The following is a 16,591-nucleotide window of genomic DNA, read 5'->3' as shown; positions in this document are numbered from 1 at the left end:
CCTCGGTGAGGTGACGGGAACAGAGACCGGGACGAAGACCCCGGCCGGAACCCGGGGGACGCAGACCGGCGCAACCCGGGACGCCGAACCCCGACGGCGCCCGGTTCGGGGTTCGGCAGTCCGGCCGAGCTACTTTTCGGTGACCGCGCGGTATGTGCACACCTGGGTGCCCGTGGGACTGGTCACCGCCGAAACCAGCTCCAGCGTGTGGCGGGTGCCGCCCGCCGGGAAGACGGTCTTTCCACCGCCGAGCAGCACCGGCATGATCATCAGCCGGAGTTCGTCGACCATGCCCTCCTCCAGAAGCGTACGTGCGAGCGTCGGGCTGCCCATCACCAGCAGGTCGCGGCCCTCCTTCGCACGGAGTTCCGCGATACGGACGAGGGCCTCGTCGCCTGGGATACGGCGGGTGTTGACCCAGGTCAGACGGTCCTCGCCGAGGCTGCTGGAGACGACGTACTTGGGGATGGCGTTCATCCGGTCGGCGAACGGGTCACCCGCGCGCTCAGGCCAGGCCGCGGCCATGGTCTGCCAGGTGCGACGGCCGAACAGCAGGGCGTCGGCGTTGGTCAGCGCGGCGTCGAACGCGCCGCCGACCACCTCCGGGTCGAAGAACGGGTGCGACCAGCCGCCGTGGGTGAAGCCGCCGTCGGTGTCCTCGTCAGGGCCACCGGGGGCCTGCACGACACCGTCGAGACTCATGAACTCACTGATCACGATGCGCATGGGGACTCGCTCCTCTTCCTCGCTCCAGGATGGGCGGCACCGGTGAGGACCGGTGCGCCGCACGAAAGCCATCGCGCGGCGCCGGACTTCCGGCTCAGGGTGCCGTTGCGGAGGCGTACCCGGTGTCCGAGCCCGCCAGCGCGTGCTTCGGGAGCATAGGCGGGGTGTATGACAACAGCGGGGCGCTTGCCGGATCCGGGCGGACCGCGCCGAGGACCGGGTTGGCGGCGATGGGGGAGATCTTCACCCGTGTGCCGGGACGAGGGGCCTGTACCACCAGTCCGTTGCCCAGGTAGATCGCCACATGGGTGGCCTTCGGGAAGTAGATCACCAGATCGCCGGGACGCAGCGCACGCAGCGGGACCCTGGCCAGCCGCGCCCACTGCTCCTGGCTGGTCCGGGGGATGGGGCGGCCCGCGGCGGCCCACGCCTGGGATGTGAGGCCCGAGCAGTCGAACGCGTACGGACCCGTCGCGCCCCAGACGTACGGCCTGCCGATCTGTCGGACCGCGTACTCGACCGCCGTGCCGCCCTGCCGCGACGGCTTCCGGGCGCTCGCGCCCAGCGCGCCCGACTCCAGCAGTCTGCGCTGGGCCTCGTCCATGTCGGACTGCTCCAACCGCTCGAGCTGGGCGCGTTCCGCGGTGGAGAGACTGGCAAGCAGTGCCTGGGCCGACTCCAACCGCTCCTGGAGCCTGTCGTGTTGCCGGCGCTGGTGGTCGGCGAGCGAGCGCTTTACGGCGAGTGCCGCGCGCGAGCGGGCGGCCAGATCGTCAGCGCGCAGCGCGCTGCTCCTGAGGCGGGCGATGGTGGCCGCACTGCCGCTGTTCGCCCGTTCGATCAAGTGCCTCTCGTCCAGCGCCTGCTGCGGGTCGCGAGCAAGCAGCAGCCTTAGGTAGGCGGAGAGTTCCGAGTCGCCCCGGTACTGGCTGCGGGCAAGGCGGCCTGCCTCGTCGCGGCTCTCGTCCAGCGCGGCGCGGGCCTGGCGCAGTGCGAGTTGTAGCCGTCCGGTCTCGGCGCGCTGGATCGTCAGCCGCTCGGTGGTCGCGTGGTACGCCTCGCCCGCTTCCTCCGCCTGCCGGTACAGCTCCCGGAGCACGGGGAGCAGCTCGCGTACGGTGCGCGGCTCGGCCGGACCATCCGGCACTGCCGCGGCAGGCCCCGCCGCGAGCGCGGTCGCGGACACGACGGCGGTCGCCGAGGCGAGCGCCGTGGTCCGGAGCGTGCGCAGCAGTCTGTCTGGCATCCGTTTACCTCCCGTTGGTCACGGGAGGGATGATGCTGCGACTGACTGCTGTTGGGCGTGAGGCTGGCCGCGCCACGCGGGGCCACCACCCGAGCACCCCAAGTGGGTTTGTCGTATGGGTGGATGATCTCGGGTGGTGCCGGGGGCTACTGGCTGAGGGGCAGCGCGTACAGGGTCGTGTCCCGCCAGAGCACAGCCGTTTCGCCGACGACGACGCCGCGGTAGCGGCCCGACTTCGTGGCCGCGTCGGCCGAGCCGGCGGACTGGAACTTCCACAGCCTGCGGCCGTCTCGCGTGTTGAACGCCGTCACCTGGTTCTCCTCCAGCGTCAGTGCCGTCCCGGCGGACAGCAGCAGGCGCGGCCGTCCACTGCCACTGGCCTCAGTGGAACGGGACCAGCGGATCTTGCCCGTCGCCGTCTCCAGGGCGTACAGATCGTGGTCGTCGGTGCCGAGGTAGAGCGTTCCGTTCAGGATGACGCCCTTGCCGAAGCCGCCGCGCTTCTTGTCACCGGGAGTGCCGGGGCCGAACGCCTGCCACACGCTCTTGCCGCTCGTCGCGTCGAAGGCCTGGAAGTCGTTGCCCACTGGTGCGTACACCCGGCCCGACGCGTCACCGACGACCGTGGCCTCGTCACGCACTCCCACGAGGTACTTGCTCCACACGCGCTTCCCGGACTTGCGGTCGTGCATCGAGAACAGGGCCAGACCCTTGCTGGCCTTCGTCTGCTGCTGCGTCAGCGAACCGCTGTCCTGCCGTACGAGGATGCCGTCGGGCATCAAGGCGACGGCCTGGTACTCGGGGAGGGCGCTGCGTGAACGCCCGTTCGGGACCGTGGAACGCCAGAGTTCCTTCTTGGCCTTCATGTCGTACGCGAACAGATACGTGGCCGCGCCCACCGTGCCGCTGAACCACACGACCGATCCCTCGAAACCGGCGATGGCGGTGACATGCCCGGGAGCGGTCGTGGTCGACTCGACGGCGCCGTCCTCCGCCGAGAGCCAGATGAACTCGGTCGGACCGACGACGAACACACTGTCGCCCACGAGCATGGGCTCGAAGGCGGCACGGGCACGCGACTGCGTCCACAGATGGCGACCGGTGCGCAGGTCCACCCCCGTGCATTGGTGCGCCTCGGCGAGTATCAGCACCCGGTTGCGCCAGACGACGGGCTCGACGGACTCCTCACCCGAGTGCTGGTACGACCACAGCGGGGTGGGCGGTGCACCCGGGACGGTGCGGGGCTTCTGCGATCCCGTGCCGCCGGAGTCCTTCGAGAAGCCGCCGGCGACGCCGAACCCGATTCCGCCACCCAGCAGCAGACCCGCCGTGCCCGTCACGCCGGCGGTGATGAACACCCGCCGGCGCGCATTGGCCCGGGCCGCCAGGACGGAGGCGGTGACGGTGGACCTGGGGGCGGACGAGAGGGGGTCGCCGCCGGTGCCGAACGGCTGGGCGGAGGCGAATGCCGGGGCGCCGGCCGCCGTCGGGAGCAGATAGTCGATGGATTCGGCCGGTGGCGGGGTCTGCGCTGCCGGGAACAGCGGTGCGCCCGGTGCCGCGCCGCCCTGGTCGGCGGGCCCTTCGGCGCCTGGCTGTCCGTGACCCGGGAGCGGCGCGGCCGCGCCCGTGTTGCCGATGCCCGAAGGCACGGGGCCCTCAAGGCCTGCGAGTCCGGGCGGGGTGGGCGTCCCGGGGGCAGGCAGAGCCTGGGGACCGGGGCCTGCCGGGGCGAACAGCCCGCCCGACAGGGGGTGCTGAGCGGCTCCCCGCGGATCGCCGTCCTGCGTCGCGCCGGGTACGCCACCCCACGCCGCGCCGGGAAGGCTGCGGTGCACCCCGTCCTGCTCTCCCGCCCCGGACACCTCGGCGGCCTGCGCGGCCAGCGCCGCGGTGATCGGTTCCGGCAGCCAGCCCTCCCTGACCAGAGCGGCCGCGCCCGCCAGGGACAGGGCGGCGGCCACCGCGCCGGCGGTGGGGCGCTGCGCCGCGTTCCAGGACAGGCAGTCCGCCACCAGGCCGCGCAACGCCTCGGGCACGCCCAGTAGTTCGGCGGCGTCGAACGTCCCGCTCCATGCTCCGTCCGCCGCGAGGCCCGGAGCCCTGCCTGTCGCCGCGTACGCCAGCAGCAGGCCCAGCGCGAAGATGTCGGCCGGGGTGCCGGGCAGGCTGCCCGAGAGCTGCTCCGGGGAGGGGCAGACCGGGTGGGTGGACAGTCGGCCGTCCTCGCCCGCCTCGACATGAGCGGCGGAGCCGAGGGCACCGAAGGCGGTGAGGAGGGGGCCGTCGACTGACAGGAGAACCGTTTCGGCATTCAGTCCGTGCAGCACCGTGCCGGTCGCGTGGGCTCGCGAGAGAACCTCAGCCAGCCCCGCGCCGAGCGTACGCACCGTGTGCTCCGGGAGCGGTCCCGCGAGGGCGACGGCCTCGGCCACGCTCACGGCAGGCACATAGAGCCACGCCGTCCACAGCTGCGGCGCATTCGGGTTCGCGGCATCCGAAACCGAAGCGTCTGCGCGCGGCGGCACCCAGCCCCCGGCGAGCCGGTCCGCCGTGCGGAGCTCGTCCTCGAAGTGCTGCCGGAACCCGGGCAGCACGGCGAGCTCCGGCCGGGCGAGCGAGACGACGGTGGGTGCGTCCGTGCCGGCGTCGGCGCGATGCGTGAGGTACTGCACCGCGCCGGCGCTCTCACGCAGTCGGGCGAAGGTGGCGAACGGGCCGATGTGGCGCGGATCGTCCTGCTGAAGCGGCTTCATCGGCGAGTTCCCCCATGGTGGCGCCGTGCTGATACGGACAGAGAGATCCTAGGGGGCGTCGCGTTCCGGTTTGGACCAGGGCCATTTGATCCGTCGGCGCTCGCGGCCTTCGGGCGCGTACTCGTACTTCCAGCCGCGCGGCAGCGCGAGCCGCTTGGTGTGGCCCGCCGGGACCCTGCGGTAGGCGTGCACGGCGGGTGGCCCGCCCGCGTCGTCCGGCACGGGCACCTCGTACCACGGCGGGGGGTTGCCGGTCGGGCCGACGAGGACGGGCAGCACCCGGCCGTCGAGCGGCCCGCCGACGAAGGGGGTGTTCTCGCTTCTCACCCCTCCAGTGTCACAGCAGGTGGGCCGCGTCGCCCATGATGGGCAGCAGGCGCCGTCCCAGTGCCCCCGCCCTGCCTGACGCGTCCTCCAGCGACAGCAGCTTTCTGACCACGCCCGCGGCCTCCTCGTCGGACGCCGCCGTCGCCACCAGCAGTGCGAGGAGGTGGTCGATGAGCCAGTCGCGCAGCCGGTCGGCGGGCTGGCGTTCCTCTTCGTCCAGCCAGATCAGCGAGGCCGCCTCCACCGACGCGATCCAGGTGCGGACCATCATCCGCAGCCGCGGGCCGGGGCCGGGCAGCACCCCGAGGTGCACCAGGATCTGCTCGGCGGCGGCGCGGCGCACCTCGTCCACGATCGCGTTGGCGCGGGAGGTCGCGGCGACACTGCCGCCGCGCAGCAGGGCGCTGAACCCTGCGTCGTGCTGCACGACGAAGTCGAGATAGCGGTCGAGCACCCGGCCGAGCCGCTCGGTGGGGGGCCCGGTCGGCGGCTCGGTGAAGCAGACCACGAGCGCGTCGGCCGAGCTGCGCAGCGCCGCCTCGTACAACTGCTGCTTGCCGCCCGGGAAGTAGCGGTACACCAGCGGCCGGGACACTCCGGCCACCTCCGCCACGTCGTCCAGCGACACATCCTCGGGCGCCCGGTGCGCGAACAGGGTGAGTGCGGCACACAGCAGTTGGCTGCGGCGCTCCTCCACACTCAGCCTCCGGTAGGCGCGGGTCTCCGCGGGAGCACTCGGAGCGCTCTGGGCACTGGGAGTGGTCATACCGGCAGCGTAACCGCCGACCCAGGGTCGCGGGGGAGGCCTTCAGGCTCTTCGGTCCGGTCGGGTCCTGCGGTCCGGTCGGACCCTCCAGGCTCTCCAGGTCCCTTCAGCGGCCGGTCAGGTGTCATCAGGCCAGCAGTCCCGAGCTCTGCCACAGCCTGCGGCCCGCACCGCGCAGTACGCCGATGTCGTCCAGGAAGTCCGTGAGCCGCTTGGCCCCGGTCTGCATCACCTCGCGGCGATGGCCGCTCGCCCTCACCTGGGCCACGGCCGCACGGCGGTCCAGGCCGACGTTCTCGTACACCTTGGGGTTGACGAAGCAGACGGAGAAGATCCGCGCCGCCTCACCGCAGCCGATCCGGGTCAGCTCCTGCTCCCAGCGCGGGGCGGTCACCATCTGGCGGCGCAACTCCTCGCGGGCGTAGCGCACATGGCGGGCCTCCTCGACCACGTGGATACGGGTCACCCCGCGCACCAGGGGCTGTATCCGCTCGTCGGGGAAGGTGAGCCGCTGCATCCAGTCCAGGATCTCCTCACCGAGCAGCGTCGCCGCGAAAGAGCCCGGGGTGGTCGAGACGGTCTTCATCACACGGGCGAGGTTGTGGTAGGCCCGCGGCACCTGGTAGGCCGGGGTGCCGCCCTTCTGGATCAGCCTCGCGAACATCATGGAGTGGCGGCACTCGTCCGCGATCTCGGTGAGCGCGTAGCGCACATGGTTGCTGGTCAGGGGCTTGTCGTAGATATGCCGCACCAGCAACTGCATCAGGATGATCTCGAACCAGATGCCGAGCGAGGCGAGCGAGGCCGACTCGTGCCGGGCCAGCTCCATCCGCTGCTCATCGGACATCCGCTTCCACAGCGGGGTGCCGTACAGGGACACCAACTCAGGCGGCCAGAACCACTTGCCGTCCTCGAACGGAGCGTCCCAGTCCAGCTCCTTGTCCGGGTCGAAGGAGTGCTTGGCCGAGGACTCGAGCAGGCGTGCGGCGACCTGTTCGCGGTCCCTGAGCGGGCCGAGGGCGTCGCGGAGGAGCGTGATGTCGCGTGGGGTCACCGTGGTCATGGCTCTTATGAGACTGCGCGTCAGTAAAGTCGTCAATCCCTTGTGCGGCACTTGTTGACCCGGTGTCTACCAACGTGTGAGCCTGCCGGAAGACGTCAGACAGACCGTCAGGCGGTCAATCCGGCATGCCTGGCGGTCGACGGACTGTGAAGGAGCTGTTCGTGCCGACACGTGACTTCTACACCAACACCCCTGACGATATGGCCTGGTCCGTACCCGCGTCCGGTTCCGCCCGCTTCACCTGGGAGTACGACGACGGCCGCGACCGCCTGCTCGCCCTGTACCAGAAGGGCAAGGACAAGCAGTGGGACGGCGCCAAGCGGATCGACTGGGACCTGGAGGTGGACCCGTACGACCCGCTCGGCACCCCGGACGAGGCCCTCAGCCTCTACGGCACCCGCTACTGGCCGAAAATGACCGAGAAGGACAAGGGCGAGCTGCGGCGCAACTACACCGCCTGGCAGTTCAGCCAGTTCCTGCACGGCGAGCAGGGTGCGATGGTCTGCGCGGCGCGGATCGTGGAGTCCGCCCCCGACCTCGACGCCAAGTTCTACTCCGCCACCCAGACCATGGACGAGGCCAGGCACGCGGAGATCTACGGACGGTTCCTGCACGAGAAGATCGGGATGCTCTACCCGATCAACGACAACCTCCAGGCTCTGCTCGGCGACACCCTCCGCGACTCGCGATGGGATATGCCGTACCTGGGCATGCAGGTGCTCATCGAGGGTCTGGCGCTGGCCGCGTTCGGCATGATCCGCGACACGACGGACAAGCCGCTGCCCAAGCAGATCCTGGCGTATGTGATGCAGGACGAGGCCCGGCATGTCGCCTTCGGGCGGATGGCGCTGCGCGACTACTACAAGCAGTTCACGGACGCGGAGCTGCGGGAGCGCGAGGAGTTCGTCATCGAGGGCTGCTATCTGATGCGGGACCGCATCAGGGGCCTTGAGGTGCTGGAGGACTTCGGCATCCCGCGCAAGGAGGCGGAGGAGTACACCGAGCAGTCGGAGTTCCTGCACCTCTTCAGGAAGCTGCTCTTCAGCCGGATCGTGCCCTGTGTGAAGGACATCGGGCTCTGGGGGGAGCGGCTGCAGCGGGCATACGTGGACATGGGTGTGTTCGAGCTCGGCGACTCGAACCTCGATCTGCTGATGAGCCAGGACGAGCAGGTCGCGGAGGAGCTGGACAAGGAGCGCTTCGCCGCGGAGGAGGCGGCGCGGGTGGCGGAGGTGGAGCAGGCGATCGCGGAGGGCGGGAACTGATCGAGGCGTTTCACGGCGGGCGCCGCGACCGGCCGGGGGGCCGGAATGCGGGAGCGGGCCGAAGGGCTGCCCACGGCGGCACGGCGACCAGGTGTCTTGCCGCCGCCCGCAGCGGTGCCCAGGGCTCGTCCTCGGCGCTGGACGCATTCGCCGAGCCGGATGGCATTCACACGATTGGCTGATGTCTGGCGAAAGCGTCTGGGTACGCTGGACGTATCCAGACAGACTCCACCGTATGGGAGCAATCATGAGCGCCGCGCGCGAGTACGGGCTGGACGAGGAGTACACCTGGCCGCGTCCACCCGTGGGCGGGTGGACGGCGGACGACCTGGACCGGCTTCCGAATCTCCCTCCACATACGGAGCTGATCGACGGGAGCCTCGTCCTCGTCAGTCCGCAGACCCGATTCCACACGCTCGCCATGCGTCTGTTCGAGAACGCGCTTGTGCGGCAGGCTCCGGATCATCTGGAAGCCATGCGGGAGATGGCGGTAAGACTCGACAACCGGAACCGCCCCGAGCCCGATGTCCTCGTGGTCCCCATCGACGCGGATACCGGCCCCCGGCAAACCTGGTTCAAGCCGGAGGACGTCGTCCTCGCGGTCGAGGTCGTATCCGACGATTCCGTCGAGCGTGACCGCGAGGTCAAGCCACGGAAGTACGCACGCGCGGGCGTCCCGCACTACTGGCGGGTCGAGGAGTGCGACGGACTGCCCGTGGTGCATGTCTACGAACTCGACCCCGCGACGGTGTCATACGGCCTGACCGGAATTCACCACAAGCAGCTCACGCTCGACCGGCCCTTCCCGATCGATATCGACCTGACGGCCATCGGCAGGCGTGGAAGCGTCTGACGCCGACCACATTCCTCCGCTACCGGACTACGTCCCGCCCGCCTTCAGCGCCGCCTCGATCACCACTCGCGCGATCGGCGCCGCGTCGCCGCCCCCGCTGATGTCGTCGCGGTTCGCCTCCGCGTCCTCGACCACCACCGCCAGCGCGACCGCCGGGCGGATCGCGTCCCGCTTCTGGGCCCAGGCGATGAACCAGGCGTACGGCACACCGGCGTTGGCCACACCGTGCTGGGCCGTGCCCGTCTTGCCGCCCACCCGGACCCCGCGGATCGCGGCGTGCCGACCTCCGCCCTTCTCGACGGCCTGGATCATCAGGCGCTGGAGGATCTGCGCGGTGACCGGGTTCATCGGGCGCTGGTAGGTGCGGGGGAGCGCGGTGCGCACGGTCCGGCCGGAGCGGGTCGTGGTGCGGTCCACCAGGTAAGGGCGGACGAGCTCGCCACCGTTGGCGACCGCCGCCGCGACCATCGCCATCTGGAGCGGGGTCGCGGCGGTGTCGAACTGGCCGATGGAGGACAGGGCGAGCTGGTCCGGGCCCATCTCGCGGTCGAAGGTGGAGGCGGCGACCCGGGCGGGGATCCGCAGGCCCGTGTCGTTGAAGCCGAATTTCTCCGCCGTCTCCCGCATTCGGCGCAGGCCCACCTTCACCCCGAGATGCGCCATCACCGTGTTGCAGGAGTAGCGGAGCGCGTACGACAGCGAGGCGCGGTCGCAGCGCGGCACCCGGTTCGGCAGGCGGGTGCGGGTACCGGGGAGGATGTACGGGTCGCGGGCGTCCGTGGGGGCGTTCGGGTCGGTGACGATCCTGGCGTCCAGCGCTGCGGCGGCCGTCACGATCTTGAACGCCGAACCCGGGGGATAGGTCTGCCGGATCGCCCGGTTGAGCATCGGGCGGTGGGGTGAGGAGTTCAGCCGCCGCCAGGCGGCGACCACCGCCGGGCTGTTCCCGGACAGCACGGCGGGATCGTACGAGGGGCTACTGACCAGCGCCAGAATCCTGCCTGTCGACGGTTCCAGCGCTGCGACGGCCCCGCGCCGCCCGGCGAGCGCCTGGTACGCCGCCCGCTGCACGGATGCCCGGATCGTGGTGACGACCCGGCCACCGGGCTGCCGCGAGCGGGTGAGATCGTTCCACAGCGGGAGTGGGGCGAGTATCGGATCCGTTCCCGCCAGGGTCTCGTCCTCGGTGTGTTCGAGGAGGGTGGTGCCGTACAGCTGGGAGGAGTAGCCGGTGATGGGCGCGTACAGCGGGCCGTCGCGGTAGGTGCGCTCGTAACGCAACTGCTGGCGGGTGTCCCTGCTGCCGGTGACCGGCCGGGCTCCGACGACGATGTCACCGCGCGGATCGGCGTATCGGGCGATGAGAGGACGGCGGTTGGCCGGGTTCTCACGCAGTTCGCCGGCCTGGAGCAGCTGGAGCCGTACGACGTTCACCAGCAGCGCGGCCAGCAGCACCAGGCACAGGGTCGCGGCGCGCCGGATATAGCGGGTCACCGGCCGCTCCCAGGGGCCGCGCTCATCTCGACCAGGGTGGCGGTGCCGGTGTCGCCGTCGGGGAGCTGGGCGCGGGCCGAGTCGCTGACCCGGATCAGCAGGGCCACGATGATCCAGTTGGTGACAACCGACGAACCGCCCTGTGCGAGGAACGGCATGGCCATTCCGGTGAGCGGGATCAATCCGGTCACCCCGCCCGCGATGACGAAGACCTGGATGGCGATGATCGAGGCGAGCCCGATGGCGAGCAGTCGCCCGAAGGAGTCGCGCAGGGCGAGCCCGGCGCGGTAGCCGCGGGCCACCAGCAGCCCGTAGAGCAGGATCAGCGCGCTCAGCCCGATCAGCCCCAGTTCCTCGCCCGCCGTCGCCAGGATGAAGTCGGACTTGGCGGCGAATCCGATCAGGGTCGAGTGCCCCGCGCCGAGCCCGGTGCCCTGCATCCCCCCTGCCGCGAACGAGAACAGCGACTGGGCCAGCTGACTCGGCCCCAGGCCCGCGTCGATGGAGGCGAACGGGGTCAGCCAGTCCTGGACCCGTACGCGCACATGCGGTTCGAGCACGCCGACGGCGAAGGCCCCCACCCCGGCGAGCGGCAGGCCCACCGCGATCCAGCCGGTGCGTCCGGTCGCGACGTACAGCATGATCACGAAGAGCCCGAAGAACAGCGACGAGGTGCCGAGGTCGCGTTCCAGCGCCAGCACGGCGACGCTGAGCAGCCAGATGGTGACGATGGGGCCGAGCACCCGACCGGTGGGGAACTGGACTCCCCAGACGCGGCGCCCGGTGTAGGCGAGCGCGTTGCGGTTGGCGGCGAGATACGCGGCGAAGAACACCGCGAGCAGGATCTTCGCGAACTCACCCGGCTGGAAAGAGAATCCGCCGAACCGGATCCAGATCCGGGCCCCGTTCACGGGCGGGAAGAGGATCGGCAGCATCATCAGGGCCAGGGCGGCGGCTACCGAGACATACGCGTAGCGCTGGAGCAACCGGTGGTCGCGCAGCGCCAGCACCACCCCGATGAAGAGGGCCACTCCCAGCGTCGACCACACCAACTGGGCGGGGGCGGCCCGGTCGCCGGGGGTCTCCAGGTCGAGTCGGTAGATCAGGACCAGGCCGAGGCCGTTGAGGAGGACCGCGATCGGCAGCAGCAGGGGGTCCGCGTACGGGGCCCGGAAGCGCACGGCGAGATGGGCGGACAGCGCCGGCAGGCCGAGTCCGGCACCATAGGCGGCGGCGTCGGGCGGGATGGCTCCGGAACGGGTGATGCCGACGGTCGCGTAGCCGTAGACGCAGATGAGGACGGCGCTGACGAGGAGCGAGAGCTCGACCCCGCGCTGTTTCGGCAGCCGGAGTGCGGGCGGTGCGGGCGGGGGAGCGTCCGCTGCCGGTGCGGTCATGACCGGCAACGTAGCAAGCGGGGGTGTTATGTCCCCTTATCCGGGGACCCAGGGGTGTCGCGTCTCGGGGTGCCGTGGCCGGTGGCGTCGTGGTCCGGGCCCTTGTCAACGGGCTTGTGGGCGGGGTCGTCATGGTCGGCGGGCCGGGGGTCGGTGTGCGGGTGGCCGGTGTGCTGGTGGTTGACGTCCCCGTGGCCGGCGTGTGCGTACTCCGGCAGGGTCAGCCGGGCGATCGCCCCGCCCTCCGGCGCGTTGGCGAACACCAGCTCCGCGCCGATCACCGCCGCCTGCCCCAAGGCGATGGTGAGCCCCAGACCGTGGCCCTTGCCGCCCGATTCCGTACGGAACCGCTGGGGGCCGCGTTCCAGCAGATACCCCGGATAGCCGGTGCCGTGGTCCCGTACCGTCACCACCGGGCCGTCGATCGTCACCGTCACCGGACGGGCGCCATGCTCATGGGCGTTGGCGATCAGGTTGGCCAGCACCCGTTCAAGCCGCCGCTGGTCCGTCTCCACCCGCACCCGCGCCGGGCCGCCGATGTTCAGCTCCGTCTCACAGCCCGTGCTGCGTACGGCCCGTACGACCCGCTCGGTGAGCGGGACGAGTTCATGGATGTCCATGTCCACGGTCTCGCCGCCCGTGTCGAGCCGGGAGATCTCCAGCAGGTCCTCGGTCAGCGCCCGCATGGTGCGCACCCGGTCCTGGACCAGTTCCGAAGGCCGACCGGGCGGAAGCAGCTCGGCGGCGGCGGACAGGCCCGTCAGCGGGGTGCGCAGCTCGTGAGCCACATCGGCGGTGAATCGCTGTTCGTTGAGGAGTTTGTCCTGGAGCGTGGACGCCATGGTGTCCAGCGCCCCGGAGACCGTGGCGACTTCGTCTTCGCGGCGGGACGGGTCCTTGGTGCGGGGGTCGTTGACCCGGGCGTCCAGGTCGCCCGCGCTGATCCGCCGGGCGACCTGCGCGGTGAGATGGAGTCTGCGGCTCACCCGGGTCACCGCGAACGCGCCCACGAGCAGGGTCGCCGCGATCGCCAGCACGGAGGAGCCGAGGATGGCCCGGTCGAGATCGCTGATGGTCTCGGAGCTGGCCGAGTAGTCGACCCGTACGGCGACGACCTCGTCGTCGGCGGGGCCCGCGGCCCACATGGTGGGGCGGCCCCGGAAGTCGGAGACGACCGTGCCGCGCTGACCGGAGAGGGCGAGGGCGCGCAGCCGTTCCGGGAGCCCTGGCGGGTCGAGGGCACCGTAGTCGCCGAGCGGCTCGCCCATCTCGTACGCGTGGGTGACCTCTTCGAGCCGGATGAGGGCCTTCTGGCGCGCGTCCTCGACCGTCTCGCGGGTCACGGACGCATGGACGAGTGCGCCGAGCAGCGCGGCGAGCGCGCAGCACATCACGGTGATGAAGAGCGCCGCCTTCCAGGTCAGCGTCGCCGTCCACGAGGGCAGCCGCAGTCGCAGCCGGGGTCGGCCCTTGCGGGGGGCCGTCACCGGGTGGCCCCGGAGGTCGGGGCCGGGCTGGGGGCCACGGACGGGGCCGGGGCCGCGGTCGGGGTCACGGACGGGTCCGGAGTCCGCGGTGGCGGTGGTGCGGGTGCGGTGGGCGAAGAGGCCGCGGATGCGGTCGGTTTGATCCGGATGATCTCGTCGCGGGTCGGCAGGATCACGCGCTGCCGCTCGTCCCAGGACCAGGCCGTGCGGTACTCGTACCCGGGGATGCCCGCGGACACGGCACGGGTGATCAGGTCCCGTCCTGCCAGCTCCACCCCGACGATCGCGTCCGAGTACGTCATGACCCGCGTCAATCCGGCGTCCTTGTCCGGGAGATAGACGCGGATCGCGGTCTGCTGACCGGGCATCCTGATGGCGACGATCAGTTCGTCCTTCCCGTCGCCGGTGAGATCGTGGTAGTAGGGCTGCAGTACGGGGCAGCTCTTCGGCTGTGTGCCGCAGGCACGGATCTGATCGGCGGTCTTCTGGTAAAGCCCGTCGGCCCCGGTGATCTGCTCCGGGTTCGCCGCCACATCCGCCTGGACCACCTTCACCGGGCTCACGGCGCGTACGTCGCCGTCCGGCACCTTGACACTGGGGATTCGGGCGGTGTCGCTCTCGCCGTAGTCGAACGGGGGAGCGGAGATGGCGGGGAGATCGGGCCACAGCCGCTGGGGCCCCTCCGCGGTCGGGGTCGCGCCCGCGCTCTTCAGACCGCCCGCGTCCCCGCACCCGGCGAGCAGCGCCACGCCCGCCGCGGCGATGAGCGCGGCGCGGACGGTGGTGCGGCACGGTTTCACGGGCTGGCTCCTCGCCGGTCGATCTTCCGGACACAGTATGCGGAGGCATCGGGTGTCGGGTGGTTTGGCGGCATATGCGAAGTCTCGAGGGTAGCCATCCGCCATTGCGGTGAACCATCGGTCGTGTAACGGCGACGGCAACGTCGGCGGGGGCGGCGATGTCAGCAGTGCCAGTGCCAGTGCCAGTGCCAGTGCCAGTGCCGGTGCCGGTGGCGGCAACGGCGAGCCGGTGCTCAGCCCCGGCCCGCCAGAGCCCTTCTGCACAGTGTCAGCAGCCGTTCGTCCTGCTCGATGTCATGCGTCCCCGAACCGCCGTCGAGCACGTTGTGCCGCCGCGGGCGGCACAGTTCCGCACGCAGCAGCGGCACCGCAGGTCCGGCCGCAGGACCCATCTCGGTCAGGCACTCGGCGACCTCGACACGGCCGTATCGGTTCTCCTCCCAGGCCGCGGCCAGGGCGGGAAGGGAGTCCCGTGCCTCCCCCGTGACCCGCCACAGGGCCATCGCCGCGTCCATCCGGAGCCAGCGCTCACGGGCGGCGAGCAGCGCCCGCAGCGCGGGCGCCGCGGTCGCGGCGCGCGGACCGAGGCAGCCCAGCGCCGACGCCGCCGAGCGGCGCTCGTGCGGGCCGTCCGCCGCGAGCAGGTCCAGCAGCAGGGCCAGCACGGCAGCGGCGTCCGCGTCGCCGGAGACCGCCCACAGCGCCCGCGCCGCCGCCGTGGCCACCGACGGGTTCGCGCTACCCAGCAGCGCACGCAGTTCCGGTGCCGCCGGCAACGCCGCAGGCCCGAAGGCGGCGAGCGTCCGCAAGGCGGTCTCCAGAACCGAATCCATCACCCATGCGCCGTCGCGGGCCGATGCGCCCCGCAGCACCCTGAGCACCTCGGGCAGTGCCTCGGCCGCGCGCAGCGCCCCCAGCGCGGGCAGCAAGGGGCAGGCCAGGTCGAAGAGGGTCTCGTCGAGCTCGACCCGGGCGAGCCTGCGCCGCAGCAGCGGTACCAGTGGCGCCGCCGCCGCACCCAGGTAGGGCACCGCGAACGCCGCGTCGCGGGGCAGCTCGGGTTCCTCGAGGGCCGCCGCCAGGGCCGGTACGGCGCGCGGATCGCCCAGCCGGGTCAGCGCGATCAGCGCACGGTCCTCGCCCGCCTCCTCGCGCACGGCCGCATCGGCACTGTCCCGCGCGAGTCGCGCGGCCAGTGCGTCCGCCGCGGGCAGTGCCAGTGCGGACAGGCTCTCCAGCAGGCTGGCCGCGGCCGCCCGCAGCCGGGGTTCCGGGTGGCCGAGCTGGGCTCCGACGCAGCGCACCAGTTCGTCGTAGGGGCCGCGCCAGGTCCGGATCAGACCGTGGCACATCCATACCGCGTCCGTGCGCTGCGCCGGATCGCCGCTGCTCAGCCGTCCGACGAGCAGGGCGATCCGCTCATCGACCCGGTCGCCGAGTGCCGCATAGAGGGTGTACAGCAACTCGTCGGCCCCGGTGTGGGGCTCTGCGTCGCCGTCGGCGGTGCGATCCGGTTCGGTCGGTTGCCGTGGGCCGGTCTCCCCTAGGGGTTTCGCGCTTGTGCCGGTCTCCTGTGCACCGGGTGCGTCGGCCGCCCGTGCCCCGCCCTCCCGTGCGGGGGTTTCCGCCGCGACCGCATCGGCTCCGGCTTCGCTTCCGTCGGCCGTCCTGACGCCTCTCTCGCTCGCGCCGCCCTCTCCCACGGCCGACTCCCGTAGCAGCGCTGTCGCCGTCGCGGTCGCGTCGGGCGGCAGGCTGCCGGGAGCGCACCGCGCCAGCTGGGTCAGCGCGGCGAGTCGCAGCTCTGCCGGGTGAGCCGGGTCCAGCAGCCCGGTCAGCCACCGCACGGCCTCGGTGTGCAGCTCCGCATGCCGCAGGGCGATCCGCCCGACCGCTTCCACGAGCGCGAGCCGCACATCCGCGTCCCACTCGGCGTCCAGCCGCGCCCGTAACAACGTCAGCACCCTTGCGGGCTCGTGATGCAGCATCGCCAGCGCGCAGGGCACGGTCAGGCGCACCCCGGGGTCGTCGTCCGCGAGCAGGCCTATGAAGACCTCGGCCCCCGAGGCCACCGCCGCCGCGGCCATCGCGTAGTTGGCGGCTTCCTCGAACTCCTCGCCAGGGGCCCCGGGTTCGGGCTCGTCGTCGCCGTCGAGCTCGATACCGCCGATGCTGGTCAGCAACTCGACGACCGCTCCCCGGTCCTGTACCCCGGGGCTTGCGGCCAGCTCCAGCAGGAACGGGATGGCGGCCAGCGTCGAGTCGTACACCTCGCCTTGGTGGTGCACCGCGGAGTACATCGCGTCGAGGGGGGGCGCGCGCGCCGCCGCCCACCCCCACGCCCCACACCGGCCCCCAACGGGGGCCGCCGACGCGCGGGCCGCGCCCCGGCCCCGCTCTCGCCACACGAG

13 protein-coding genes are annotated in these 16,591 nt (G+C 71.6%); 2 read left to right on the top strand and 11 right to left on the bottom strand.

The features are described from left to right. Positions 1-129: 129 nt before the first annotated feature. The 6 genes from ACFWI9_RS24270 to ACFWI9_RS24245 all read right to left on the bottom strand — a co-directional run bounded on the left by ACFWI9_RS24270 (position 130) and on the right by ACFWI9_RS24245 (position 6,884). Positions 130-726 (bottom strand): dihydrofolate reductase family protein, encoded by a 597-nt coding sequence (locus ACFWI9_RS24270; protein WP_387165114.1) that lies wholly within the window; start codon positions 724-726, stop codon positions 130-132. Between the two features lie 94 nt (positions 727-820). Further along, the gene (locus ACFWI9_RS24265) at positions 821-1,972 is read right to left on the bottom strand and encodes an NlpC/P60 family protein (protein WP_387165112.1); all 1,152 of its coding nucleotides are present in this window, start codon (positions 1,970-1,972) and stop codon (positions 821-823) included. 146 nt (positions 1,973-2,118) lie between these two features. Continuing rightward, complete coding sequence (locus tag ACFWI9_RS24260; RefSeq protein WP_387165111.1) at positions 2,119-4,728, bottom strand: PQQ-binding-like beta-propeller repeat protein; 2,610 nt, start codon at positions 4,726-4,728, stop codon at positions 2,119-2,121. A 48-nt stretch (positions 4,729-4,776) separates the two neighbouring features. Further along, the gene (locus ACFWI9_RS24255) at positions 4,777-5,055 is read right to left on the bottom strand and encodes a hypothetical protein (RefSeq protein WP_387165110.1); all 279 of its coding nucleotides are present in this window, start codon (positions 5,053-5,055) and stop codon (positions 4,777-4,779) included. A 10-nt stretch (positions 5,056-5,065) separates the two neighbouring features. Then, positions 5,066-5,821, bottom strand: coding sequence for a TetR/AcrR family transcriptional regulator (locus ACFWI9_RS24250; RefSeq protein WP_387165108.1), 756 nt, complete (start codon positions 5,819-5,821; stop codon positions 5,066-5,068). A 127-nt stretch (positions 5,822-5,948) separates the two neighbouring features. Continuing rightward, positions 5,949-6,884, bottom strand: a complete 936-nt coding sequence (locus ACFWI9_RS24245) for a diiron oxygenase (protein WP_387165106.1) — start codon at positions 6,882-6,884, stop codon at positions 5,949-5,951. Between the two features lie 161 nt (positions 6,885-7,045). Here ACFWI9_RS24245 and ACFWI9_RS24240 point away from each other — a divergent pair, with 161 nt between their 5' ends. Next, positions 7,046-8,149, top strand: a complete 1,104-nt coding sequence (locus ACFWI9_RS24240) for a ferritin-like domain-containing protein (protein ID WP_387165104.1) — start codon at positions 7,046-7,048, stop codon at positions 8,147-8,149. A 247-nt stretch (positions 8,150-8,396) separates the two neighbouring features. After that, entirely contained in the window at positions 8,397-9,002 is a 606-nt protein-coding gene (locus ACFWI9_RS24235; protein WP_387165117.1) for a Uma2 family endonuclease, read from the top strand. Positions 9,003-9,029: 27 nt separating this feature from the next. Here ACFWI9_RS24235 and ACFWI9_RS24230 read toward each other — a convergent pair whose 3' ends face one another. The 5 genes from ACFWI9_RS24230 to ACFWI9_RS24210 all read right to left on the bottom strand — a co-directional run bounded on the left by ACFWI9_RS24230 (position 9,030) and on the right by ACFWI9_RS24210 (position 16,480). Then, complete coding sequence (locus tag ACFWI9_RS24230) at positions 9,030-10,496, bottom strand: penicillin-binding transpeptidase domain-containing protein (protein WP_387165103.1); 1,467 nt, start codon at positions 10,494-10,496, stop codon at positions 9,030-9,032. Continuing rightward, complete coding sequence (locus ACFWI9_RS24225) at positions 10,493-11,893, bottom strand: FtsW/RodA/SpoVE family cell cycle protein (RefSeq protein ID WP_387165101.1); 1,401 nt, start codon at positions 11,891-11,893, stop codon at positions 10,493-10,495. Before ACFWI9_RS24225 ends, ACFWI9_RS24230 begins: the two co-directional genes overlap by 4 nt. 26 nt (positions 11,894-11,919) lie before the next feature. After that, on the bottom strand, positions 11,920-13,380 hold the full coding sequence (locus ACFWI9_RS24220; protein WP_387165100.1) for an ATP-binding protein: 1,461 nt from the start codon (positions 13,378-13,380) through the stop codon (positions 11,920-11,922). Then, on the bottom strand, positions 13,377-14,180 hold the full coding sequence (locus tag ACFWI9_RS24215; RefSeq protein ID WP_387165098.1) for a hypothetical protein: 804 nt from the start codon (positions 14,178-14,180) through the stop codon (positions 13,377-13,379). Before ACFWI9_RS24215 ends, ACFWI9_RS24220 begins: the two co-directional genes overlap by 4 nt. 233 nt (positions 14,181-14,413) lie before the next feature. Continuing rightward, complete coding sequence (locus ACFWI9_RS24210; RefSeq protein WP_387165096.1) at positions 14,414-16,480, bottom strand: PBS lyase; 2,067 nt, start codon at positions 16,478-16,480, stop codon at positions 14,414-14,416. Between the last annotated feature and the right edge of the window lie 111 nt (positions 16,481-16,591).

Source organism: Streptomyces sp. NPDC127084 (assembly GCF_042724175.1).
Taxonomy (GTDB): Bacteria; Actinomycetota; Actinomycetes; order Streptomycetales; family Streptomycetaceae; genus Streptomyces.
The sequence above is the reverse complement of the archived record's forward strand: the minus strand, read 5'-3'. Positions and strand labels throughout refer to the sequence as shown.